The following is a 23,976-nucleotide window of genomic DNA, read 5'->3' on the forward strand; positions in this document are numbered from 1 at the left end:
AAAGCTTCGCTGTCAGCTCGGCGGATCAGCTCGGCCGATCAGCTCGGCCGATCAGCCCAAGGGCGAGTCGCTGATGCGGATGGCGACCGGTGTCGGGTCGTAGCCATTGCAGGGGTTGTTGAGCTGCGGGCAGTTGGAGAGCAGCACGTAGACATCACGCTCGGCGACCATCTCGACGTACTTGCCCGGGCCGGACAGGCCATCCTCGAAGCTCAGGCCGCCATCGGCGGTGACCGGCACGTTCATGAAGAAGTTGATGTTGTGGCCGATGTCGCGCTTGGTCAGGTCGTACTTCGGGTAGCGGGCGATGGCCAGCATCCAGTTGTCGCGACAGGAGTGCATGTGGCGCTTCTCCAGGTCGTAACGCACGGTGTTGGACTCGCTGGAGCAGGCACCGCCCAAGGTGTCATGCCGACCGCAGGTATCGCCGGTGATGGTCAGCAGCGCCCGGCCACGGGTGGAATAGAGCACCGTGCCGGTGGTCAGGTAGACCTTGCCCTGCTCGCGCACGGTGTCCATCGCGCTGTAACGCTCGGCGGTGTCGTCGGCTGAGAAGAACAGGGTGTCGGCGGCCTGATTGCCATGCAGGTCGGTGATACGCAGGTGCTGGCCGGCGCGGACCAGGCCGATGAAGTGATCGCCGGCCTCGACGGTGCGCTCAAGCTCGCGCGGCTGCTGTGCGGGGTCGGCGTAGCTCAGCGGGGCGCCGTCCGTCGCGGCCGGGGTGTGGGCATGGGGGTGTTCAAGTGTCGAGGTGCACATTGGGATGTCCTTTGTCCTTGTCATCTGGGGCGTCGTTTCCAGTTGCCACGAGCCAGTCGGCGTGGCCTCCGTCTGCTGTCGGGGGACGCCTCAGCCCGCCAGGTGATAGAGCTGGTTGTTGGCGTAGGCGCGGGCATTCTCGGGGCGCGACAGATAGCAGGCGTCGTGCTCATCCATCGGCGTCGCGGTGCCGAAGGTCATGTCCACGCCGCGCAGCGGATAGTCCTCGGCGGGGTCCAGCGGATGCGGACAGGTGTGCAGCATGACGAGGGTGTCCATCTCGAAGCGCAGGGTGACGCTGTTGCCGGCGGCACAGTGGTCCGCGACGTAGTGCAGATTGGCGTCTTCATCGGCGCGCACGCGGGAGAACAGGTTGAGGTTGGCGCACAGGTCGCGCTCGCCCAGACCGTACTTGGCCATCTCGATCAGCAGGCTGTCGTGGCCGCTGGGCGTGAAGTCATTGAAGGCTTGCTGATAGGCCTTCTTGTGCCAGCCCTTGGCGGCGAAGTGGTGCTCCATCAGGTTGCCGCTGGCGCTGTCATGCCAGCCGAGATCGTCCTGGATGATGGAGGCGAAGATACGGCCCATGTCGGAATACAGGCAGTGGCCTTCGGTGAGGCGGAAGGTGTGCTGACCCTTGAGGGTATCCGGCAGATTGAGGCGCTCAAGCGTATCCAGCGGGTTGTACATCACCAGGCCGACATTGGCGTTGGCCTCGCTCGCGGTCAGCTTGAGCGCGCTGCCACGCGGCATGCGCATCGACCAGTGATGGCCGCCGGGCAGATGGGTCTTGTACTTTGCAGTAAAGCTCGCGGTAAAGCTGGTGCGGGCGGCGGTTGCGGCATCAAGCGGTATGTTCATTGAATTGGCCTCCGGTGAGAGTGGCTTGGGAAACGGAGTGGGCTGGTGTCGTCAGCGTTTCGTGCTCGCGCTCGAGCGTCGTCTGGTCAGAGCCTGGTGGGCGAGCACCCGGCTGGCGTGACGTCGTGTTGGCCTTGCTGCGCTCGGTGGGCAGGTCATAGGTGATGGTCGAGCCATAGGCCTGCGCATCGACACGCACCTTGTCGAACACCCAGACGCGCGAGCCCAGCTCGAAGGCTTCCTTGAGGTCATGGGTGATCATGAAGATGGTCAGCTGCTGTTCTTCCCACAGGCGCAGGATCAGCTGGTGCATGTCCTTGCGGATGCCCGGGTCCAGCGCGCCGAAGGGCTCATCCAGCAGCAGGATGCGCGGCTTCATCATCAGCGCCTGGGCGATGGCGAGGCGCTGCTGCATGCCGCCGGACAGCTCATGCGGGTACTTGTCCAGTGCGTGGGACAGGCCGACTTCCGCCAGACGCGCTTCGGCGGCGACCCGGGCTTCACGGCGCTTGGCCCCGAACAGCTTGCCGGTCAGCGGGGCACGTGCCAGCTCCTCGGCCATGATCACGTTGCCCAGCACGGTGAGGTGCGGGAAGACGGAATACTTCTGGAAGACGATGCCGCGGTCCGGGCCCGGCTCGCCGGGGATGGGCTTGCCATCGAGCAGCAGCTCACCGCGCGAGACGCCCTCGGTGCCCAGCAGCAGCTTGAGGAAGGTGGTCTTGCCGCAACCGGAGGCGCCGACCAGGGTGATGAATTCTCCGGCCTCGACGGTCAGGTTCATGCGTTCCAGCACGACCTGCTGACCGTAGTGCTTCTCGAGGCCCTTGGCGTGGATCAGGCTCATGATTGGCTCTCCTCAGCGTGGTACCAGGGGAAGGCGCGGGTCGAGACGAGCACCAGCAGACGGTCGAGCAGGAAGGCCAGCAGCGTGATCCAGGCCACGTAGGGCAGGATGACGTCCATCGCCAGATAGCGACGCACCAGGAAGATGCGGTAGCCGAGGCCGTCCTGGGCGGCGATGGCTTCCGCGGCGATCAGGAACAACCAGGCGCTGCCGAGTGCCAGGCGCGTGGCGCTCAGAAGGCGCGGGGTCAGCTGGGGCAGCAGTACGCGGGTCAGCACCTGCCAGGAGCTGGCGCCCAGCGTCTGGGCCTTGATCAGCTGCTCATCGGGCAGGCGCAGGGCCTGATTCTGCAGGTCGCGAATCAGGAAGGGCGTGATGCCGATGACGATCAGCGCGATCTTGGCCAGCTCGCCGGTACCGAAGGCGATGAACAGGATCGGCAGAATCGCCATCGGCGGAATCAGGGACAGCACGGTAATCAGTGGTGACAGCTTGGCGCGCAGCAGCGGCAGGCCACCGGTGAGCAGGCCGACGGTCAGGCCGATCAGCGCACTGATCAGCACGCCGGCCAGCAGGCGTTCGAGACTGGCGAAGGTGTCGGTCCACAGCGGCAGATCGCCGGTGCGCACGTTGACCTCGGTGGCCAGTCGCGAGAACGACTCGCCCATGGCGGCGAAGGACGGCAGCAGGCGGTCATTCGGGTTGTCGAGCAGTCGCTGGTTGGACTGCACGATGTAAAGGATGGCCAGCAGCGCGAAGGGCAGGCCACCGAGCAGCCAGCGGCCACCACGGGAGGGTGTCAGATTGATCAGGCGTTTCATGCGCGGGCTCCACGGGTGCGAACGAGGGTGCGGTCGAGGGAGGCGGTCGGTTCACGTTCCGCGAGGCAGGCTGCCCCGCGGAGCGTGTGCGGCATCCACCGCGTGGCGTTACTGGCTGTCGGCCAGTGCGGCGGTGTAGCTCGGGTCGAAGCGCAGCATCACGTTGCCTTCATTGCCGATGACGCCGGCGGGGGTCTCGATACCGATGAAGCCGGCATCCGGGGCGCCTTCGCCCAACAGGCCCTGCGCGAAGCTGAAGTCGGCGATGTGCTGCATGGTGTCCTTGAGACTCGGCGCATTGAAGGCGGCCACGGCCTCGGCGGGGGTGTAGTACATGTGGGTCGCGGCCAGCTGGGACTGATAGCCGGCGAGGTCGGTGCCGGCGGCATCGGCCATCTGGGAGAGGGCGGCTTCGTCACCGGCCTTCATCTTCTCCATCACCTCATACCAGGCACCGACCAGTGCGTGGCCGAAGTCCGGGTTGTCCTTCAGCGTCTGGGTATTGACGACCATCAGGTCGAGAATCTCGCCGGGGATGTCGCTGGAGTTGAAGACTTCGGTGTAGCCGGGCATCTCCTTGAGCGTGGCCAGCTGCGGGTTCCAGGTCACCACCGCCTGGGTGTCGGTGTTGCTGGCCAGCGCCACGATGTCGGCATCGCCGGTATTGGTGGTGGTGAGATCGCGCTCGCTCATGCCGACGCTGTCCAGCGCGCGTGCCAGCAGGTAGTGGGAGACGCTGAACTGCACCAGATTGACCTCGCGGTCCTTCAGGGACTCGATGGAATCGCCATCGCGGACCATCACGCCGTCATTGCCATCGGAGTAGTCGCCCAGAATCAGCGCGGTGGAATCGACGCTGCTGGCGGCGGGGAGGGTGAGGGCGTCCATGTTGGTCATGGCGCAGCCATCGACATTGCCGGAGGTGTACTGATTGATGGACTCGACGTAATCGTTGACCTGCACCACATCGATATTGATGTCGTACTTCCTGGCCCACTTGTCGACGATGCCCTGGGTGTCCGCGTATTCCCACGGCATCCAGCCGGCATACACCGACCAGCACACGCTGAAGGAATCCTGCGCCATGGCCTGCGGGCTCAGCGATGCGCCAAGCAGCAGGGCGCCGGCCAGCGCAGCACGTCTGGAAGCGTTTCGGGAAACGGCGGATGAAGCAGATGAGACAGCAGCGGATGACACCTGGGCGCTGGCATCCGAGGGGGAAGTCGCGGACTGGGAAAGGCGAGTGAGCTGGGTCATTGTCGTTATCTCCGGCGGAAAAAGTGAGAGGCGCCGACCTTTACAGGCTTTGCGTCTCCCGGGCTTTTGTCCCGCCGTGTAACCCCCAGCTTGGAGGTCGAGTGCTCTCGGACCAGTCGTGACGGCTATCAGCCAGTCACCGGAACCCTAGCGCTCCATTGGTGTAGATTTTCGATTGTTGTATGCCTATCGGTGCCTCGGTGAATGTCTAGCAGGAAGTGTGCCGGAGAGAATTTCTTCATATAAAACAATGCTATATAAGATTTCATGCAGCATGGATATGCATATCGAAAGCGTACGCTGCACCAATTTGATGAATTTCTCCGTCTCTTGCACCTTGGTGAAGTCAGTCGAGAGTGAGTGCTATCCAGTGACCAGTGAGAGAGAAATCCAGAGATATTTTTAATACACAATTGGTTGTTTTCAAAATATGGTAAAGATAATATGTGATTACCTTGGATAATTGATGACTAAATTGTGGATAAAAATAAACTCAAAAGCTTGGTAGGCGACTTATATAATATTGTTAATGAGCTGGAAGAAATGTTCCCCGGGCGACATTTCACTCCGGATGGCCATATGGTAGGGAGTCTAGGAGAGTGTCTAGTTGCCAATGCATATGATCTAGAGCTTTTGACTGCTTCCAACAAAGGGTATGACGCTATCGCCAAGTGCGGTACCAAGATCGAAATCAAGGCAACACAAGCGAAATCGGTTGCATTTCGCAGTGAGCCCGAGCATGCAATTGTGATCAAGATTTTACCCGATGGTAGCTTTGAAGAAATCTATAATGGCCCTGGGTCATTAGTCTGGCAGCAGTTTTCTGAAAAGAAATTACCTAGTAACGGGCAGTTTCAGATTTCTCTTGCAAAACTGAAAGTGATGAACAAGTCAGTCCGTTTTGAAGAGCGTATAAGGCCGTAATATAAATGCATTATGCATATGTAAACCTTCTATGAGTAGTTGATCATGGCACTTTCACAGATGCAGATCATCCAATCCTTGGGTGAGGCAATGGCCTGGTTCGAGCGAGAACTGAACTGGGGCGTGCCGCCGACTGAGCTACGTCATCTTTGCGGACGCATTGGTGAGCTTTACGCTGCATTGATCACCAATGGTCAGATGGCGACCGAGGTGAATCAGCGCGGCTATGACGTGGTAAGCGGTGACGGTGAGCGAATCTCGGTCAAAACCACTGCGATGATGGGCGGTGGGGGCAATGTTGCTTTCAATCCCCGTTCGTTGGATGAAGTGGAGCGCATCATCATCCTGCGTATCAATACAGAAGAGATGCAGATCGAGAAGTTGCTGGATGCCACAGTGGAAGAGGCCCGGTCGCTGATGTCGCCGGAGCGCGCGGGCAAGCAGAGTATCTCGTTGTCTCGATTGGCCAAGACTACGAAGCCACGCAGCGAGCTGAAAGCCGTGCGTGAAGTCATGTTCGCGTCTTGTCTTGTTCGTGAGCTTGAGAACGGCAGCATCGAAGTCGAGCGTGATGATGGTCAGGGGATGCAGTCAGTGAGCCCTGTTCAGCCAGTGCTGCGTGAATTGGCAAAACAGTTGAATCTGCCGCTGGTGAATGGCAACGGCAATCCGCACAACACTCGTCAGCTGGGTAGCCTGGTCATCAGGGAGATTGCTCAGGAATCTACTGGATGATTCAGCTTTGAATGGGATTCAAGACGCCGGCCAATGGCCGGCGTCTTCGTGTCATGAGCAGTTTATTTATCTGCTTTACCGAGCGCTCACAATGCAGTGCGCGACTTCCCCGAGGGGTTGCCCTTGCCGCGGCGCATGGTTGCGCGATCCGGCGCGTCGTTTCGTTGTGCCTCTCACCAAAGTCTTATACGTTGGTGGTGCTTTATTAGCACATACAAAAACAACGGCTTGCTCCCGATTGCCCGTGTGGCTTCACACGAGGGGGAAGGGCAGCAGCGATAGACAAAGGACACACGATGACAGACGTAGTCGAGAAGGATCTGCAGGAGTCTTCTGTGGTTCAGGCGGTTGAGAAGGGCTCTCCATCATCGCGTTCGCGTCGTGGTTTCCTGGGCATGAGTGGGGCGGCAATTGCCGGGGCGGCGTTGGGTCAGTTCCTGCCGGGGATTCCCAGTGCCTTGGCCAAGGAGACGGCACCTGCGGCGGCGGTGCTCAAGCCTTCCGCCAAGTCTCCGGTGCGGCTCAACTACAACGAGAATGCGCTGGGTATGGCACCGTCTGCACAGCGTGCCGCAGCGGCATCCATCCCGCATTCCAATCGGTATCCCTTCGCCCATCTGGGCAAATTGCAGTCCCTGGTGGCGACTCATCACAAGGTGCCGAGCGAGAGCATTCTGTTCACGCCGGGCTCCTCCGATGCGATCCGTGCCAGTGTGCTGGCCCATGCGACTCCCGATACCCAGCTGGTGATTCCCGAGCTGACTTATGGCGATGGCGCCCTGTATGCCGGCTTCTATGACCTCGCCATTCGCAAGGTGCCGTCCTCGCGCGAGGACTGGTCATTCAAGATTTCCGACATGAAGCAGGCCGTGGCCGACCACTCCGGCCCCTCCATCGTCTATCTGGTGAACCCCAACAACCCGACCTCGACCATCATTTCCAGTGATGAACTGGAGGCCTGGGTCAACGACAGCCGCGACGATACGCTGTTCATCATCGATGAAGCCTATGCCGAATTCGTCAATGACCCTGCCTTCCGCTCCGCCGATCATCTGATTGCTGGTGGCGCCAAGAACATCCTGCTGCTGAAGACCTTCTCCAAGATTCACGCCATGGCTGGCCTGCGTGTCGGCTACGCCGTCAGCGATGTCGATCGTCTCGAGCATGTCTCCCACTATGTCGAAGACGATGCCATGACGCTGTCATATCCTGGCGTGATGGCGGCGACGGCCTCCATGCAGTCACCGGAGTTTCTGGTCCACAGCAAGCAGAGCAACGATGAAGCGCGCGCCATCTTCACGGCGACGCTCGACGAGCTGGGCTGGGAGTATCTGCCGGGGCAGACCAACTTCGTCTTCCACCGTATCTCCAGGCCGCTGAAGGAATTCCAGACCGCGATGAAGGAACGACACGTGCTGATCGGGCGTGCCTTCCCGCCGGCGGATGGCTGGTGTCGCATGTCACTCGGCACGCCGGAGGAGATGCACTATGTCGCTGCCGTGCTGCGCGAAATGAAGGCCAAGGGCATCGTCTAGTCGTGACGGACTCCCATGTAGGAAGACGCAAACGCCCGCCATTTGGCGGGCGTTTGCGTTTCAAGGCGGGGTTATCAGATCAGCTATTGCGCGTCAGGCGGGTGGCCAGCCACCAGCCCAGTAGCATCGTCACCAGAAAGCCCGCCAATGGCAGACTCATGGCGCTGCTGGAGACGATGGCAGGCCCGGGGCAGTAGCCGCTCAGCCCCCAGCCGATACCGAACAGCGCCGCGCCGAGCAGCAGGCGGCCATCGATATCGCGGCGCGTGGGCAGTTGGAAGCGCTCGCCCAGCAGGGGAGTGCCACGCCGCCAGACGAGTCGATAGCCGAGGAAGGTGGTGATGACGGCACCGCCCAGCACGAAGATCAGCGTGGGGTCCCAGTCTCCGGCCACGTCGAGAAAGCCGACCACACGTGCGGGGTCGGTCATGCCGCTGAGTGTCAGCCCGAGGCTGAAGACCAGCCCGGTGAGAAAGCCGATGACCGTTTTCATGGTGACTCCCCCAGCAGATGTTGGCTCACGAACACCGTCAGCATGGCCACAGTCACGAACACCACCGTAGCCACCAGCGAGCGGGGGGAGAGACGCGCGATACCGCAGACACCATGACCACTGGTACAGCCGCCGCCGATGCCTGTTCCGATACCTACCAGCAGACCGGCGAACATCATGCTCAGCACCCCGCTGGCGGGATTGCCGATCAGCGCATCCGTGCTTGCGGCCACATTGCCCCAGTCAAGATTGAGCAGCAAAAGCAGCAGCGGGCCGCTGATCAACCCGAGCACGAAGGCGAGACGCCAGCGGCGGTCCTGGCCTGATTCCAGCAGCGCACCGCGCGTGATGCCACTGATACCGGCGATACGTCCCAGCAAGGCCATCAGCATCACTGCCGAGAGACCGATCAGGACGCCACCGGCGAGTCCTTTCATGCTGCTTATCATGTCCATGTCGTTCATCCTCGTGTCGCGGTCATCCTGCGGTGCGTCGATGATATGCTCGTGGCTGGCGAGCGCCAACCGGTTGTCTGGCCGCTTGGCTGTACGACAAGGACGCCGACCTTTCGATGGAGGGCACAGCAGGAGCACCATGAACGAACTGACCCAACGCCTGCGCACCTTTCTCAAGGTGGCGGAGCATCAGAGCTTCAATGTGGCGGCGCGGGAGCTGGATATCGCCAGTTCCACGGCGACGCGTCACGTCAATCATCTGGAGCGCCAGCTGGGCGAGCCGCTGCTGGTGCGCACCACGCGCCATGTACGGCTGTCGCCGGCCGGCGAGCGCGCCCTGATCCGCTTTCGCGCCATTCTGGCCGAGGTGGACCAACTGGAGGATGAGCTGGAGACGCTGAGCGAGCGGGTCGCGGGGCCGCTGCGCATCTCGGTGCCATGGCGCTATTCACGCCTCTATCTGGCACCGCTGGTGAGCGAGTTCATGCAGTGCTATCCCGAGGTGGCGCTGGATATCGTCAGCAGCGACCAGCGGGTGGACCTGGTCGAGGACCACTTCGACGTGGCCCTGCGCATCGGCCATCTGGAAGATTCGAGCCTGATCGCGCGCCATATCAGTGATCAGCGCTTCGTGCTGGCTGCCGCGCCGTCCTACCTCGCCGCCCAGCCGCCTATCCATCAGCCACAGGACCTGGAGCAGCACCGTCTGCTGACCTTCAGCTATACCACCGCCAATCATCACTGGCGGCTGGTGCAGGGCGATCGAGAGCATCGCATCTCGGTGCGCGCCCGCGCACTGCGCACCAACAACGCCGACATTCTCACCCAGGCGGCACTGGGGGGCGCCGGTGTGGTGGTGCAGCCGCTCTGGGCCATTCGGGAAGAGCTGGCAAGTGGCCGCCTGCTGCCGGTGCTGGAGGACTTTCAGGTCACCTCATCGGATTTCGACACCGGTATCCACGTCGTCTTCGCGCGCGAGAATCAGCACAACCCGCGCGTACGTGCCTGGGTCGACTTCCTGCTTGCCCGCCGCGAGCGGCTGTCCTGCTGACAAGCCCTGTGAATGGCACGCAGGAAAACACGAAGGGCCCGGCCTCGAGAGATCGGGCCCTTCGTGTTTTCAGACTGCGCGCTTGGTACTTATCAAGCGGCATCTACCAGGCGGTACCTGCCAAGCGGCGCCTGGCCACTGCTGCTGCTCAGGCAGCCATCAGTAGAGGATATCGCTGCGGATGATGTACTTGGCACCGTCGCGGATCGGCTCTCCGGCATGCACGCAGTGCTGCGGGTGCGAGCCATGCGGGAAGCATAGTACGCCACCCTTGGGCGTGGAGACCGAGACCTTCTGGATATCATCCTGCGACTGGGCCGGCTTGCCGGGGTCGCGACGGCTGACCAGAAACTCGGTGCGCCCGCCGGTATAACCATCGCTCAGGAAGATGAGGAAGGTGTACTGGCTCATCAGGCCCGGATAGGCGTCCTGGACGATCTCGCCATTGATGACGCGACTGCCCGGCCAGGCACCATCGGTGTGCGGCTTGAAGAAGTCGCCGGCCTCGTAGCGATAGACGCGAAAGCGCGCATTGATGCCCTTGGCGCCTTCGCCCTGGATCTGCTCGGTCACCAGCGGCGCCGAACGCTGCCAGATGACCTGATCGACCGCTTCACTGACGACCCAGTTGACGTTGTGGTTGTGGCGTACCGAACGCGGCAGGGAGACGGGCGCATCTTCCTCGAAGCCCATTTCTTCCAGGGCGGCGACGAAGTTGTCGGCCTCGGCGGGTGTCAGCACATTGAGCAGCTGGAAGGCACCCGGGACACCCTCGACTTCCTGACGGACTACCTCTGGCGCCGCGTCGGCCTCGAAGAGATCAGACACGTCGCCGTTGTCGGTCCAGATGGGCAGGGGCGTGGGAGAGAAGCCGCGTTCGTGGCGGACGACATGGAAAGACAAGCCCATGGCAAAGCTCCTGAATGACGAAGAATGTGTGACGAGAACGTGGTGGCCGCCAAGCGGTGGCCGCCAGGCCTGCAAGGAGGGAGGTCTGGACGACGGTCATCTGGCGGCGAGTGCCGATAGGGGCGTGAGAGCGGCGGGAGAGGGGCGAGAGAGGGGCAGCTACCCGGATGGGCCAGGTGTCTGCCATCTCGACCGCGGCGCTCAGCCGCCACCAACCAGTCATTTTCAACCAGCCGCCACCGACCAGCCGTTTTCAACCAGCGGTCGTGACACCTCAGTCGGGATAGCGGACCAATACCCGCGTCTCGAGACTGGTGCGTGTCGGCGCATCGTCGGGCGTATCGAGCAGCTCGGCCGCGGTATGCGCGACCGGTGGCTTGCCGGCGCTGTCGAAGGCATTGAAGACGATGGCTTCGTCGGGACGCATCTGTGAGGCGAAGTACCAGCGGTGAGCCGGATTGTGCACGAGGCCCTGAATCTGGCCGCAGCGGTCCGGATAGAGGATATCGATGTTGACCCAGTCCTCGTGTTCCACGCTCTGGGTATCGGCGAAGGCCAGCGGGTCACGTGCGACGGCCTGCTCGACCGGCTGCCAGACATTGACGATGCCGTAGTGGCCGCTCAGCCACTGCTCCGCCTGCTCGGGCGGGAGCAGATCGCGTACGCGCTGCGGGCCAGAGCGCGGCGAGTAGTCGACATGCACATGCTTCGCCGGCACGCGCTCACCCTCGAAGCCGCGCAGGGTGTGGTCGAACACCTGCACTTCACTGACGCCGAGCTGCTGCTTGAGCAATGCCTCGATGGCCGGTGTGTGCAGGCGATCGCGCACCTTGGCATCGCGCACATCGACGGCAAGTTCGGGCGTGTCGAGAAACAGCAGCCCCTGGCAGGCGAAGCTGGGCGGTGTGGCGCGCAGGTCCTGCAGCCTGACACCGCGGCGGTCATGCTCCGGCTCGATGCGGCGACCGGTCTCGCCGTTCGGGTCCACCTTGATCTGCAGGCCTTCCGGGCAGTCGAGCTGATAATTGACGAACGCCATGCGGGTAGGGACGGGCGCTGACATGAACGAGACCTCCTTCACGATGGGTTGTCAGAGGATGCCGCAGGGACAGGCACTCAGGCGGGTGCCTGCGGTGCCGAGTCCAGGAGGCTGGTTCACGAGGCTAGTGCACTGGCGCGGGCAGAAAAAGGCGCCGGTCGGCAATTGGTTGTTGCACAAATGGCAATAATCAACCGCCGACCGACCCTCAATGCCCGCCGGACAGGTGCAGACCGGCGATGGACAGCACGATGACGCCGATGCAGGCCATGCGGCGAAACGAGAAGTGCTCGCGCCAGAACAGCACGCCGATGATGGCGCTGACCACGGTCCCGATGCCGGAGAACACGGCATAGGCGATGCCCAGACTGATGGTGTCCATGGCCAGATACAGCAGGCTCAAGGAGGAGCTGAAGCCCAGCGCGACCAGCAACACGCCCATGCGGCGGTGCTGATTGGCGTACTGGTTGAAACCGGTGACGCCGACGACTTCACAGCAGCCGGCGGCGATCAGATAGACCCAATCCATGGCGTCACTCCTGGTCATTCACTGAAGGTGGTCTGCGGTGTGGCACTCGCGCGAGGCTGCTTGTCGGCAGGTGCGCTGGGGGCCGTCTTGAGCACGATGATGCCGATCAGCATCAGCACCACGAAGCCCAGCGTGGACCACTGGAATTCGAGATCGAAGAACAGCAGGTCAGCCACCACCGTCCCCACCGTGCCCAGGCCGACGAAGATGGCGTAGGTGGTGCTGGCAGGCAGTGTCTTGGCGATCTGGGTGACCAGACTCAGGCTGATGATGACCAGCAGCACCGTCAGTGCCCATTCAAGCGGACTGTCGGCGACCTTCAGGCCCGTGGCCCAGCCGATTTCGCACAGGGTCGAGATCAGGAAGTAGAGCGTGATGCGCATGGTGATCGGGTGTCCTTGTGGGGTGTCGGGAAATGCGGTGTTTCATCACCTGTGAGAGACCTGCGTTTCATCAATATCCAACAACCAATACCAGTCTATATGAGTTTTTGTTGATGTTTTGATGCAGGAAAAGGCGGAGGGAGCCCCTCCGCCTGTTGTCCCTCCACCTGCTGCCTGGCAAGTCGTTCGTGCAGCCTTGTTTGGCCAGAGCCCCTGTCAACACGAACCCCTGAGACCAGAAGCCCCTTTGAACACGAGCCCAGGTGACCAGGAGCGTCAGGAGGCCAGCGGCGTGGTCGTCGCCTGAGCAGCTGACTCCTCGTTGAGTGGTGTCGCGGCCTCGGCAGGTTGGGCCAGATAGGCTTCCAGCGAGTCATCCATCGCCTCCAGCCACGGCGTGTGATGCCTGGGCGCTAGGGTGCCGGTCATCAAGGAGCGATAGCCGTGATCGCGGAAGGTCATGATGTTCTCGTGCTTGTGATGCTCCCATTCCAGGAAGGTACGATTCACGCCATCGATATCGAAGCTCGGGTAGTCGGTCTCCTCGATCAGCGATTTCACGTAATCGCCCTGGAAAAGAATCATGTCCTCATCACTTTCCAGCGTTTCCTCGCGGGCCCGCCACGCCAGACTGTCTGCACGCATCGCGTCCAATGACGGCAGGGGCAGGGTGCCGAGAATCGCATCACGCACCCACCAGGCTTGGGCATCGAACATGTTGAAGGTGTACCACTGGTCCTGCATGCCGAGATAGAACAGGCGCGGATTCTCTTCCCACGCCACCCCCTTGTAGAGCCCCAGCGGCCACATGCGGTTCTGGGTCTTGAGGCGCAGCGACTCCTCGAGGAACGGGAAGTGGTGCAGATAGCCGGTGCACAGGATGATGGCATCGACGCGCTTGTGGCTGCCGTCACTGAAGTAGGCGGTATCGCGATCGACCTTCACCAGCAGCGGCTTCTCTTCCCAGTTGTCCGGCCATTTGAAGCCCATCGGGGCGGTGCGATAGCTGGTGGTGATGCTGCGCGCACCATACTTGTAGCACTGCGAGCCGATGTCCTCGGCGGAATAGCTGCTGCCGAGCAACAGCAGGTCCTTGCCCTTGAATTCCAGTGCATCACGGAAGTCATGGGCATGCAGAATGCGGCCATTGAAGCTCGAGAAACCGGGGAATTCCGGCACATTGGGCGTCGAGAAATGCCCGGAGGCCACGATGACGTGATCGAATCTTTCGCTGGTCACCAGATCGAGCGCCTGGTCATGCACGCTGACCGTGAATTGCTGGCTGGCATCATCGAAGGTGACCTGGCGCACCGGGCAACCGAAGCGGATGTACTTGCGCACGCCGGCCTTCTCGACGCGACCCTTGATGTAGTCGAACAGCACCGCGCGCGGCGGATAGGAGGCGATAGGGCGCCCGAAATGTTCTTCAAAGGAGTAGTCGGCGAATTCGAGACATTCCTTGGGGCCATTCGACCAGAGGTAGCGATACATGCTGCCGTGGACCGGCTCGCCGTGGGCATCCAGTCCGGTACGCCAGCTGTAATTCCACAGACCGCCCCAGTCATCCTGCTTTTCGTAACAGACAATCTCGGGAATCTCGATGCCCTTGTCGGCGGCGGATTGAAAGGCACGCAATTGAGCCAGGCCACTGGGTCCTGCACCGATGATCGCGATACGTTGGGTCATGGATACCTTCCTGTTCTTGTTGTGTCTTCATGCGTTATCCGAGGCTTCAGGACGTGGTGACGTCGTGAAACACTGACAACGAAACAGGCTAGCGAGATGTGCTCCGGCTGCACATTGCTCGGAAAGGGTAGCCATAAAGGGGTACATCAGTTCATGTCTCAGTTCATGTCTCATTTCATGCGTCAGTCGATGGCGGTACGCCTGGAATAGCCGAGGTGTCGACGGCGAAGATGATGCCCTCCACCGCCAAGGGCGTGCCATCCGGTGAATAGATGCCATGGCCCTTTTCCTGCACCCGGATGACCTCGCCGTCGCGATGGCGAATGCGGTAGGCAAGGGTGAAGGGGGTGCGGGCCTCAAGGGCTGCCTGCACCTGATCCCACACGCGGTCGGCATCTTCGGGATGGATCATCTCGCCGTAGGTAAGGGAGGGATGATCGAGCAGTTGCTGGGGGCTGAGGCCGGTGATGGCCAGGCAGCCGTCACTGATGTATTCCATCGACCAGTGGCGGTTGTTGCGCGCACGATAGACCATCGCGGGCAGCCCCTTGATCAGCCGCGTCAGGCTGCGCAGGTTGGCGGCGTCGATCTGCTCCTGCTGCACGCGCTCGCTGATGTCATGCAGGGTGAGCGTGGCGGGCCAGGGCGAGGCCAGCGAGAGCGACTGGCTGCGCACTTCACACCAGCGATAGTGGTGGTCCGCCCCCATGATGCGCAATCGCCAGCAGTCAGGGCGTTCGCGGCGCGAAACGTGGCGGGCGAGCATGTCCCAGCGCGATTGATCCGCGGGGTGCAGGGCATCGCGCAGGCGCTGCGCTGCCGTGCCGTGCCCGTCCGCCCGAGTGGCGGTTGGCATGTCTTCCCGTGGGTCGCGCGTTTCGTGTCCGCTCAGGGATTGCCAGCCGCGCGAGGCATACAGCAGGGTACTGTCGGCATCCACCACCAGCACGGCATCACTCAGCCCATCGAGAATCGCCTGGGCGCTGAAGGGCGAGGCAGTCGAGGCGGGTGAGGCAATCGAGGCGGAGGCGAACTGTTCGAGAAAGCGCATCATCGCAGGCTCTCCTTTTTGGCCCGGGTCGTATCCGTTTCGGCACCTGTCGCGTCCGCGGCGGGCGCTCGGCTGGCATCGCTCGCGGGCGTCAGCGGGTGAGCGTAGACCCAGGCGGCCAGCTCCAGTCGCGAATGCAGGTTCAGCTTGCGCAGCAGATTCTTGACGTAGACCTTCACCGTGCTGTCACTGATGCCCAGCTCGCGGGCAATCAGCTTGTTGCTGAGGCCGCGCCCGATCCATTTGAGGGTGTCGCGTTCACGCTCGGTCAGGCCTTCGTACCAGTCAGGTGCCTTGGGCAATTCAGGTGTCTTGGGCCAGTCAGGTGTCGTGTGTCGGTCAGGTGTCGTGGGTCGGTCGAGAGCGGCGGCCCCGTCGAGCGTGGAGCCAGCAGAGGGCTTCGCCGCGGCTGGCGGCGCCTCAGTCTGCTCCCGCTCCTGCTGCTGTTTATGCTGTTGTTTATGCGTCTGTGCTTGCGAGTGTTGTTCGCGCTGGCGGTGGTCCTGCTGCAGACGCCGGGCGAGCAGCAGCAAGGTCTCTTCTTCCAGCCCCAGCTTGCCGTCGACCACGGCCTGCAGGCGCTCGAGAATGCGTTCGGGGTCGGTGTCCTTCATCAGGTAGCCATCCGCCCCTTGCTGGATGGCATCCAACAGGTGGCGGCTGTCATCGGAGGCGGTCAGCAGCACTACCCTGAGGGTGGCATCACGCTGCTTGAGATGGCGCATCAGGGTCAGGCCATCGAGCTGCGGCATCTGCCAGTCGACGATCACCAGCTCCGGGGCGAGGGTGGGCAGGGCGTCAAGCAGATCGGTGCCGTCATCGAAGTCGGCCACGACCTCGAACAGGCCACCTTCACTCAAAAGCTCAGCCAGCCCGCGCCGAAACAGCGGATGGTCGTCGACGAGCACGACTCGTGTCGGGGGTGTCGAGGGTGTCTGGTGTGTCGAGGACATCTGGCGAGTCACGGTCATGTGTCGTGGCGCTCCCAGCTCAGTGTCACGCGGGTACCGCCCTGGCGGGGTTGGGTGATGGCAAAGTCGGCCCCGAGCTGGCGTGCGCGATCCTGCATGATGCCCAGTCCGAAATGGGCGGGGGCGATGTCGGCGGGGTCAAAGCCGCAGCCGTTGTCCTCGATGGTCAGCAACACCCGCTCCGCCGGCTGAGGCCCTGAAGATTGATGAGGCCCTGAAGACTGATAGAGCAATTGCAGGCGCAGGTGGCTGGCCTGGGCATGGCGCACGCTGTTGGTCATCGCTTCACGCACGATGAACATCACCTGCAGGGCCTGGGCATCGGGGAGGTGCAGCGACTGGATGCGATTGTCGAGCTCGAACACCAGCCCCGAGCGTGTCTCGAATTCCTCGATCAAGTTATCCAGCACACAGGCCAGCGGCGCGTCTCCCCAGGTGGCGTGCGCGCCGTTGATCAGTTCCCGGGTCTGGCGCAAGGCGCGCCGGGCCTGGGTATGCACGTCCTCGGCCAGTGCCTGCACTTCCTGTGGCGCATGACGAGCGGCGCGAGTCAGGCGTGCGCTCTGCATCTGCAGATAACTCAATTCCTGGGCGAGGGTGTCGTGCAGTTCCGCCGCCAGATGTCGGCGTTCGTTCTTCAGCGCCTGCGCCACCGCTGCCTTCCTGTCTTCGGCGTGACGCGCCTGTTGCTGCTGATGCAGTGCCAGGCCACGACTCAGAGCATCGATGGCGGCGCTCGCGAGCCTCGATTCGAGGGCTGCGGCGGCCGGCTCTCCAAGCCACAACCAGTCATCGCCTGTCGCCTGGCTGTCAGTGGTGTGGGTGAGGGCGATCAACACCCCGTGGGGCCTGCCCGAGACAGCTAACGGCTGGCGGCTTGCGTGCGCATCGTGGGCGATCTGGCTGACGATCTCCTGCAGGGTCTGACGCGTCTTTGCGGGCAGGGCGAGGCCAGCCGGCGCGATCACTTCATGGCGTTGCTGATCGACCCCGCGATGCAGCACGCAGCTCTCGACAGGACGTGAGCAAGCCTGAGTGCCGGCAATCTGCTGGTTCAGTAAGTCCATCCACTCTCCCTGAAGTTCTCCCCAAAGCTCTCGCAGCAGCTCTCCCAGCAATGATGGCAGCGTCTCCGTGAGGTCAGCGCAGGTGGCGATGCGCAGGGTGATGGCGTCGAGCTTTGGCGTCTCGCGCCTCGTATCGCCGGGGGAGGAGTGCAGTGGGTCGTCGGCGCGGCGTACATCATCCAGGGCGGCCGCCGTTCGTGCAGCAGGCACCTTGCCTTCCTTCCCTGCGCCGAGAATGACTTGCATGCGAGCTCCTCTCTCTACTTCCTGCTTCGGGGTTCTTTCTTCGGGCTTGCGATGTCGCGTCAGCAAGCTTGATGAGCAAGCTTCATGCCAGTGAACGGCTTACCCCTTCATGGGTACCTCTCTTGATGGATTGTCGCGATCTCCACTGTGAGTAAATTTAATTAACCATGAAGAACGTGGTGCGTCACAGAAGGGAACATGCACCATCCAGGCACATCGGGGCGCGGCTTCGTCCCATCACGCGTGCAACGCCGAACCCACTTGCCATGACCACAAGAGGTATCACCACGATGGAGCTTGCAGTCGAGATACCCGCTGCCACGCCGTGCCAGCCGTATCGTTATCGAATACCCGGGCTGGATGCGCTGGCGCTTGAGCTGTCGCCGGGGGACAGCGTGCAGGTGTCATCCGTCGATGGTGCCCAGGCCTGCGAGTGGCTGCTATTGCCATCAGGGGGCCGGGAGGGACAGCACGGGGCGGCAGAAGTTGGAGGGGCAGACGCAGTCGATGGACTGACACTCGCGCGCTACGCCAGCATCACCTGTCTGGAAGAACATGCCTTTGCCAGCCAGCCACAAGGGGCAGAAGAGGGTAAGGCCGAGCAGGCACGAAGCCCGTTCACCCAGCAGCGTCTGGCAGCGCTGGGAGTCGCGCAGGTGCCACTGTCGCAGTGGCAGCGCTTGTCAGTGGCCGGGTTGCCGGCCGAGATTCGCTGGCCGCGTGAAGCGCCTGCCGCGCGCCTGATTCTGCTGGCCCCCGGTGATGACATGCAGCTCGATGGCAAGCATCTGGCCACCGAGCTTGAGGTCTCGCACTTCTGCGAGGGGCTGGTGGGGCAGGAGCAGCTGCCAGCGCCCTTGGCGCCGATCAAGCAGGAGACGAGAGTCTCGGCGGGCACGGTCGAGGTCTATGAGGTCAAGCAGGGCGAGTGGATCCAGATCATCGATGTGGCGGGTCGTCAGTGCTCCGATTTCGTGGCCTTCGATGCCAATGCCTGGGCGCAGGGTAAAGAGCTGGGGCTGGACGCCGGCGCCACGCGCAGCCTGTCCGGTCATTGCATGCCCAATCCGGGGCTCTATTCGGTGTTCTTCGATCAGCATCTGCATCCGATGCTGGAAGTGGTGCAGGACACGGTGGGGCGCCATGACAGCTTCATGCTCGCCTGTTCGCCGCAGTATTACGAACACCACGGCTACTTCGGCCACGATAGCTGCACGATCAATTTCAACAATGCCCTGTCGGCGTCGCATGGCATTCAACAGCGTGCCAGCTGGCCGGCGATCAACTTCTTCTTCAATGCCTATGTAGAGCCCTGCGGCACCCTGGCGGTGGACGAGCCCTGGTCGCGTCCCGGCGATTACGTACTGCTGCGCGCCGACCGTGACCTCATCTGCGCCTCATCGGCCTGTCCGGATGACATCGACGCCGCCAATGGCTGGGTGCCGACCGATATCCAGGTGCGCATCTACGCCGCTGAACATGATTTCCCCCGTGGGATCGCCTATCGCAATCGGCCCGAGGAATTGCCGCGCATGACACTGCCCACCGCCTTTCATCCCTGCACCTCCGCCTTGACCAAGCAGTTCATCGACTACCACGGCTACTGGCTGGCCACGCATTACGAAGGATGGGGCGCGCGGGCCGAATATCTGGCCTGCCGCGAGCGGGTCGCGATGATGGATCTTTCGGCGCTGCGCAAGTTCGAGGTCGCCGGTCCCGATGCCGAACGCCTGCTGCAATACGCATTGACCCGCAATGTACGACGGCTCTCCATCGGCGAGGTGGTGTACTCGGCCATGTGTCAGGAAACCGGCGGCATGCTCGATGACGGCACCTTGTTCCGCATGGGCGAGCAGACCTTCCGCTGGATCTGCGGTGACCCGGCCAGCGGCCAGTGGCTCAGGGAGCTTGCCCAGCGCCAGGGCTATCGCGTCACGGTGCGTGACTCCACTCATCAGCTGCACAACGTCGCGCTGCAGGGCCCGAAGAGCCGCGAGGTGCTGGCGCCGCTGATCTGGAATGCGCGTACCCAGCCAGACGTTCAGGGGCTGGGCTGGTTCCGCTTCATGATCGGTCGTCTGTCGGGGCCGGATGGCATTCCGCTGATGGTGTCGCGTACCGGCTATACCGGCGAGCTCGGTTATGAAATCTGGTGCCATCCCAAGGACGCCCCGGCCGTGTGGGAGGCGATCTGGGCGGCGGGTGAGCCCCATGGCATCGCGCCGCTGGGACTGGATGCCCTCGACATGCTGAGAATCGAGGCGGGGCTGATCTTCGCCGGTCATGAATTCTGCCCGCAGACCTCCCCCTATGAGGCGGGCATCGGCTTCACCGTGCCGATGAGGAGCAAGGAGGATGATTTCGTCGGGCGGGCAGCGCTGCAACGCGAGGCGCCGGAATCACGGCATCGCGTGATGGGCCTGAAGATGCACAGCAGCGAGCTGGTCAGCCATGGCGACCTCGTCTACCACGGCCGCTATCCGGTGGGCGTGGTCACCAGTGCCACCCAGTCGCCGCTGCTCGATCGCTCCATCGCGATGTGCCGCCTGGCACCGGACTTCGCAAGCCCGGGAACCCAGCTTGAGATCGGCCAGCTGGATGGCCATCAGAAGCGCCTCGCCGCCGAGGTGGTGACATTGCCCTTCCATGACCCGGAGCGCCTCAAGGTGCGTAGCTGATCTCACTGCCAGGCGGGGGAATGAGAGGTGAGTCGCGAGCAATGACTTGCGTATATGCAGCGCCCTGCAAGTCATCTCACGGTGCATGCCGTGGCCGGCATGCCTCAATAACGCCCATCCTCCTCGCAGGGAAGGCTTCATGGGCTTCATATCTGAAGAGGAGTCCTCGATTTCAAGAATGACGCAGTAAAAACAACGAATTGCTGAGGGTGGCCAATCAGGGTCATCTGGCATGTCGCTTGCTTTATCCAGCAGGTCCCCTTGAAAAACAACAACAACCCCCGGACGGGCAGTGCCGCTTGCACAGTGAGGCGCGCTGATCCACAGGCTCCGGTAAAGGAGAAAAGACGATGGATGAAAAGACGTTGCAAAGCATATTGGATATGCATCAGGCGATGAACATCGAGGTGTTCTATTGGTGGTGTACCGCCATCATGTTCCTGATCCATGCAGGCTTTCTGGCCTATGAGATCGGTGCCTCGCGTTCCAAGAATGCGTTGGCATCCGGCATGAAGAACGTGCTGACGCTGGCCTCGATCATCCCCGCCTTCTACTTCGTGGGCTGGTGGATCTACAACGCCTTCCCCAACGGGCTGATCCCCATCGAGGCCTCCGCCGCTCTGCCGTGGAGCGCGAGCATGCGTCCGGACGCCGATGACATGGGCACCGGCATCTTCTTCGCCGCCTTTGCCCTGTTCGGCGCGACCACCGGCTCCATCCTGTCGGGGGCGGTGATCGAACGCATCCGCCTGGGGGCCTTCCTGATTCTGGCGGTGATTCTCGGTGCCGGTGTCTGGATCATGGCGGGCGCCTGGGGTTGGCATCCGGATGGCTGGATGCTGCACAAGCTGGGCTACCACGATGTCGGCGCCGCCGGTGTGGTGCACGCCGTGGCCGGCTTCTTCGCGCTGGGTGTGCTGCTCAATCTGGGAGCGCGCATCGGCAAGTACAGTGACGATGGCAAGCCGCAGGTGATCGCGCCGCACAACATGCCGATGACGTTGATCGGCCTGATGCTGATCATCGTCGGTTTCTTCGGCTTCCTCGGTGGCTGCATCATCTTCAACACCGGTGACATCGGCTGGACCACCATCTACGGCAATCGCACCAACCTTTCTGCCTTCGCCTTCAATACCCTGATGGGCTTCGGTGGTGGCGTGATCGGTGCTTATCTGTCCTCGCGTGATCCCTTCTGGACCATGTCCGGTGCTCTGGGCGGCATCATCACCGTCGCGGCGGGGCTGGATCTCTACAACCCGGGCCTGGCCTTCGTGCTGGCGGTCTCCGGTGGCGCCCTGATGCCGAAGATCGGCGCACTGCTCGAGAAGCGTGGCCTGGATGACTCCGTCGGCGCCTTCGCGGTGCATGGCTTCTGCGGCTTCTACGGCGTGGTACTGGTGGGTATCTTCGCGGCCGGCTTCCCGAATGTCGGCGAAGGCGTGCCGGACGTTTCCTTCACCGGCCAGCTGACCGGCGCGGTGGTGATGGCACTGACGGGCTTCATTCCGGGCTGGGGCGTGGCCTATCTGCTCAAGAAGTTCAACCTGCTGCGCGTGCCGCCGCATGTCGAAGTGCTGGGGCTGGACCTGTTCGAAGTCCCGGCCAAGGCCTATCCGGAAAGCCTGTCCTCCGAGACGAGCTCCAGCGTGCCGGCACGTTCCGGTGGGGTGGTCGCGGCGCCAATGGACAAGCGTCCTGACATCAGCTGAGTCCCGGTAGCTGAGCCCTGGTAGCTGAGTCCCGGCGCACATCCTGAAGGGGCCGGTCTGTCGAGATAAGTGCGGACTGGCCCCGTTATTGCAGTACTGGTAGACCCAACCGATATCCGCTTTCGCAAGGAGTCTTGCAATGGAAACTGTCGATACTGTGGTACACGCTGGCAACTACGCCTTCTTCTTCAGCAACTCTGGCGCCGTGGCGGTGTGCCTGCTGGTCGCCGCTGGCGTCTGCATTGCGCTGAGCGCCAATATCCTGCGCCACGAGAAAGCGTCCTTCGAGAGCAAGAAGACGCCGTGATCCTCTGGGCATCATGACCGGCACATCAAACGCCGCAGCGCTCAGCGCTGCGGCGTTTTTGATAGGTGCCATTGCACCCGATTGGCTTTGCACGAAGAGAGTGTGGCGTGCGTCACGCAGTCGTCACCTGAGAGCTTGATAATGGCGGCCCCTCAAGGTGGCACTCATGGAACGCGCGATAGCATGAAACTGATTCATCTGACCGATACCCATCTGGTCGCCCCTGACAAGCGACTTTACGGGCTGGACCCACGTGCACGGCTGGCGGCTGCCGTCGCCGATATCAATCTGCACCACGGCGATGCTCAGGGCGTGATCATCAGCGGTGACCTGACCGATCGCGGTGAGCCGGCCGCCTTCCAGGCGCTGCGTGAGGTACTGGAAGAACTGTCGATGCCGTATTTCCTCGGCATGGGCAATCATGATGCGCGTGAGGCTCTGCAGGCCGCCTTCCCGGAGCTGCCCTGTGATGACGGAGGCTTCGTGCAGTATGCGCATGCCTTCGGCCCCGACGCCGATGATTGCGTGCTGGTGATGCTCGATTCGGCCGTCGCGGGAGAGCATGGCGGTCTGCTGTGTGAGTCCCGCCTGGCGTGGCTGGATGCCTGTCTGGCTGCGCATCACGATCGCCGTATCCTGCTGGCGCTGCATCATCCGCCCATGGCCCTCGGTATCCGCTATATGGACGACATCCGCTTGCAGAATTCACAGGCGCTGCATGACGTGATCCAGCGGCATGGCAATGTCGAGCACTTGCTGTTCGGGCATGTGCATCGTCCGGCCAGCGGTGTCTGGCGGGGGCTCTCGTTCTCGACCCTGCCGGGCGTCAATCATCAGGTCGGGCTGGACCTGGTCTCCGCAGCGGATTGTCTCGCCGGCAGTCATGAGCCGCCGGCCTATGGCGTGCTGATGATAGGCGAGGAGCAGATCGTCAATCACCTGCACCTCTACATGGATGACAGTCGCCGCTATTTCTTCCACGACACGCTCGAGGCCGCCCAGTCGCTGGAGGCGCTCGATGAATTGATCGCTCTGCAGCGCGATGAGCGGATTCCGACTCGCGAGCGCGAGCCGTTGAGCAACACCTTGCAGGCAGCTGAGGCAGCAAAAGAATGAACAAAGCGTTATATGTCTTTGATTTTGATGGTGTGATTGCCGACAGCCTGACACTGTGTTTCAAGGCCTGCGCACATGCGGCGCGTCTGGAAGGGCGGACGATCGCGCTGGAACGCGATAGCTGGGAGTCGCTGGACAACGTGACCTTCGAGGAGATGGCGCGTGTGCAGGGCTTCACGGGTGAGGCCGTCGCGCGCTTTGCCGCACATGTCTTTGCCTATACCCGCCAGGCGACGCCGCCAGCGGTCTTCACCGGCATGCGCGAGGCCTTGTCGGCACTCGCCGAACAGGGCGACGTCATGGTGCTGTCGGCCAATCACAGCGAGATGATTCGTGCCACGCTCGCCGCCCCCACTGTCACGCTAGTTGGAGTATCAGCGGCTGTTAGACTCTGAACCATATGGGGCGTGATGAGGCTCCGATGAAGTACTCCGACGAGCGCCGGGAGGCCATCCTCAAGAAGCTGCTCCCGCCGCACAACCGCACGGTGGCAGAAGTGGCCCAGGAAGAAGGCATCTCCGCTGCGACACTGTACAACTGGCGC

General features: G+C 62.3%; 25 protein-coding genes and 1 riboswitch. Of the genes, 10 read left to right on the top strand and 15 right to left on the bottom strand.

All coding sequences use genetic code 11. The annotated features are described in order from the left end of the window. Nucleotides 1–51: 51 nt before the first annotated feature. The 5 genes from IZU87_RS13960 to IZU87_RS13980 form a co-directional block, all read right to left on the bottom strand. Nucleotides 52–762 (bottom strand): urea amidolyase associated protein UAAP2, encoded by a 711-nt coding sequence (locus tag IZU87_RS13960; RefSeq protein ID WP_084589286.1) that lies wholly within the window; start codon nt 760–762, stop codon nt 52–54. Between the two features lie 90 nt (nt 763–852). After that, nucleotides 853–1,623: an urea amidolyase associated protein UAAP1 gene (locus IZU87_RS13965; protein WP_213114920.1), complete on the bottom strand. Its 771-nt coding sequence runs from the start codon at nt 1,621–1,623 to the stop codon at nt 853–855. Continuing rightward, a complete protein-coding gene (locus IZU87_RS13970; RefSeq protein ID WP_213114921.1) occupies nt 1,607–2,470 on the bottom strand; it encodes an ABC transporter ATP-binding protein in 864 nt (287 codons plus the stop codon). Before IZU87_RS13970 ends, IZU87_RS13965 begins: the two co-directional genes overlap by 17 nt. Then, nucleotides 2,467–3,291 (bottom strand): ABC transporter permease, encoded by an 825-nt coding sequence (locus IZU87_RS13975; protein WP_043332237.1) that lies wholly within the window; start codon nt 3,289–3,291, stop codon nt 2,467–2,469. Before IZU87_RS13975 ends, IZU87_RS13970 begins: the two co-directional genes overlap by 4 nt. A gap of 108 nt (nt 3,292–3,399) precedes the next feature. Then, the gene (locus IZU87_RS13980; protein ID WP_084589283.1) at nt 3,400–4,548 is read right to left on the bottom strand and encodes a putative urea ABC transporter substrate-binding protein; all 1,149 of its coding nucleotides are present in this window, start codon (nt 4,546–4,548) and stop codon (nt 3,400–3,402) included. Between the two features lie 53 nt (nt 4,549–4,601). After that, a riboswitch (guanidine-I (ykkC/yxkD leader) is annotated at nt 4,602–4,710 on the bottom strand. A gap of 315 nt (nt 4,711–5,025) precedes the next feature. Here IZU87_RS13980 and IZU87_RS13985 point away from each other — a divergent pair. The 3 genes from IZU87_RS13985 (at nt 5,026) to IZU87_RS13995 (ending at nt 7,742) form a co-directional block, all read left to right on the top strand. Continuing rightward, complete coding sequence (locus tag IZU87_RS13985) at nt 5,026–5,472, top strand: DUF6998 domain-containing protein (RefSeq protein WP_200906750.1); 447 nt, start codon at nt 5,026–5,028, stop codon at nt 5,470–5,472. 45 nt (nt 5,473–5,517) lie between these two features. Next, on the top strand, nt 5,518–6,207 hold the full coding sequence (locus IZU87_RS13990; protein WP_213114922.1) for a DUF6998 domain-containing protein: 690 nt from the start codon (nt 5,518–5,520) through the stop codon (nt 6,205–6,207). Between the two features lie 296 nt (nt 6,208–6,503). Further along, the gene (locus IZU87_RS13995) at nt 6,504–7,742 is read left to right on the top strand and encodes a pyridoxal phosphate-dependent aminotransferase (protein ID WP_213114923.1); all 1,239 of its coding nucleotides are present in this window, start codon (nt 6,504–6,506) and stop codon (nt 7,740–7,742) included. A gap of 79 nt (nt 7,743–7,821) precedes the next feature. On the opposite strand, the gene IZU87_RS14000 is transcribed toward IZU87_RS13995, so the two are convergent. Further along, a complete protein-coding gene (locus IZU87_RS14000; protein ID WP_043332231.1) occupies nt 7,822–8,235 on the bottom strand; it encodes a DUF6691 family protein in 414 nt (137 codons plus the stop codon). After that, a complete protein-coding gene (locus IZU87_RS14005; protein ID WP_043332377.1) occupies nt 8,232–8,690 on the bottom strand; it encodes a YeeE/YedE family protein in 459 nt (152 codons plus the stop codon). The genes IZU87_RS14000 and IZU87_RS14005 overlap by 4 nt, the downstream gene beginning before the upstream one ends. A 139-nt stretch (nt 8,691–8,829) precedes the next feature. Here IZU87_RS14005 and IZU87_RS14010 point away from each other — a divergent pair, with 139 nt between their 5' ends. Further along, nucleotides 8,830–9,741, top strand: a complete 912-nt coding sequence (locus IZU87_RS14010) for a LysR family transcriptional regulator (RefSeq protein WP_165873919.1) — start codon at nt 8,830–8,832, stop codon at nt 9,739–9,741. 159 nt (nt 9,742–9,900) lie between these two features. On the opposite strand, the gene IZU87_RS14015 is transcribed toward IZU87_RS14010, so the two are convergent. The 8 genes from IZU87_RS14015 to IZU87_RS14050 all read right to left on the bottom strand — a co-directional run bounded on the left by IZU87_RS14015 (nt 9,901) and on the right by IZU87_RS14050 (nt 17,622). Further along, a complete protein-coding gene (locus tag IZU87_RS14015) occupies nt 9,901–10,650 on the bottom strand; it encodes a 2OG-Fe(II) oxygenase family protein (protein WP_213114924.1) in 750 nt (249 codons plus the stop codon). Nucleotides 10,651–10,924: 274 nt separating this feature from the next. Then, the gene (locus tag IZU87_RS14020; RefSeq protein ID WP_213114925.1) at nt 10,925–11,713 is read right to left on the bottom strand and encodes a CmcJ/NvfI family oxidoreductase; all 789 of its coding nucleotides are present in this window, start codon (nt 11,711–11,713) and stop codon (nt 10,925–10,927) included. Nucleotides 11,714–11,897: 184 nt separating this feature from the next. Continuing rightward, entirely contained in the window at nt 11,898–12,218 is a 321-nt protein-coding gene (locus IZU87_RS14025) for a DMT family transporter (RefSeq protein WP_043332225.1), read from the bottom strand. Between the two features lie 14 nt (nt 12,219–12,232). Next, a complete protein-coding gene (locus tag IZU87_RS14030; protein ID WP_054555915.1) occupies nt 12,233–12,601 on the bottom strand; it encodes a DMT family transporter in 369 nt (122 codons plus the stop codon). A gap of 276 nt (nt 12,602–12,877) precedes the next feature. Then, a complete protein-coding gene (locus IZU87_RS14035) occupies nt 12,878–14,287 on the bottom strand; it encodes a trimethylamine monooxygenase (protein WP_213114926.1) in 1,410 nt (469 codons plus the stop codon). Between the two features lie 175 nt (nt 14,288–14,462). After that, the gene (locus IZU87_RS14040) at nt 14,463–15,341 is read right to left on the bottom strand and encodes a PAS domain-containing protein (RefSeq protein WP_213114927.1); all 879 of its coding nucleotides are present in this window, start codon (nt 15,339–15,341) and stop codon (nt 14,463–14,465) included. Continuing rightward, nucleotides 15,338–16,309 (bottom strand): response regulator, encoded by a 972-nt coding sequence (locus IZU87_RS18065; protein ID WP_213114928.1) that lies wholly within the window; start codon nt 16,307–16,309, stop codon nt 15,338–15,340. The genes IZU87_RS14040 and IZU87_RS18065 overlap by 4 nt, the downstream gene beginning before the upstream one ends. Continuing rightward, nucleotides 16,306–17,622 (bottom strand): sensor histidine kinase, encoded by a 1,317-nt coding sequence (locus IZU87_RS14050; RefSeq protein ID WP_213114929.1) that lies wholly within the window; start codon nt 17,620–17,622, stop codon nt 16,306–16,308. The genes IZU87_RS18065 and IZU87_RS14050 overlap by 4 nt, the downstream gene beginning before the upstream one ends. A 290-nt stretch (nt 17,623–17,912) precedes the next feature. Here IZU87_RS14050 and IZU87_RS14055 point away from each other — a divergent pair, with 290 nt between their 5' ends. The 6 genes from IZU87_RS14055 to IZU87_RS14080 form a co-directional block, all read left to right on the top strand. After that, nucleotides 17,913–20,300 carry a DUF1989 domain-containing protein gene (locus IZU87_RS14055; protein WP_213114930.1) on the top strand — a complete coding sequence of 796 codons (2,388 nt, stop codon included), beginning with the start codon at nt 17,913–17,915 and terminating at the stop codon, nt 20,298–20,300. A gap of 350 nt (nt 20,301–20,650) precedes the next feature. After that, nucleotides 20,651–22,009 carry an ammonium transporter gene (locus IZU87_RS14060; protein WP_213114931.1) on the top strand — a complete coding sequence of 453 codons (1,359 nt, stop codon included), beginning with the start codon at nt 20,651–20,653 and terminating at the stop codon, nt 22,007–22,009. 139 nt (nt 22,010–22,148) lie between these two features. Continuing rightward, nucleotides 22,149–22,316 carry a hypothetical protein gene (locus IZU87_RS14065; RefSeq protein ID WP_153635554.1) on the top strand — a complete coding sequence of 56 codons (168 nt, stop codon included), beginning with the start codon at nt 22,149–22,151 and terminating at the stop codon, nt 22,314–22,316. Nucleotides 22,317–22,499: 183 nt separating this feature from the next. Beyond that, entirely contained in the window at nt 22,500–23,432 is a 933-nt protein-coding gene (locus IZU87_RS14070; RefSeq protein WP_213114932.1) for a phosphodiesterase, read from the top strand. Beyond that, nucleotides 23,429–23,827 carry an HAD family hydrolase gene (locus tag IZU87_RS14075; protein WP_213114933.1) on the top strand — a complete coding sequence of 133 codons (399 nt, stop codon included), beginning with the start codon at nt 23,429–23,431 and terminating at the stop codon, nt 23,825–23,827. Before IZU87_RS14070 ends, IZU87_RS14075 begins: the two co-directional genes overlap by 4 nt. Nucleotides 23,828–23,853: 26 nt before the next feature. After that, on the top strand, nt 23,854–23,976 hold a 123-nt coding region (locus IZU87_RS14080), incomplete at its 3' end, for a transposase (protein WP_213114934.1).

It is taken from the genome of Cobetia sp. MC34 (assembly GCF_018340035.1).
Taxonomy (GTDB): domain Bacteria; phylum Pseudomonadota; class Gammaproteobacteria; order Pseudomonadales; family Halomonadaceae; genus Cobetia; species Cobetia amphilecti.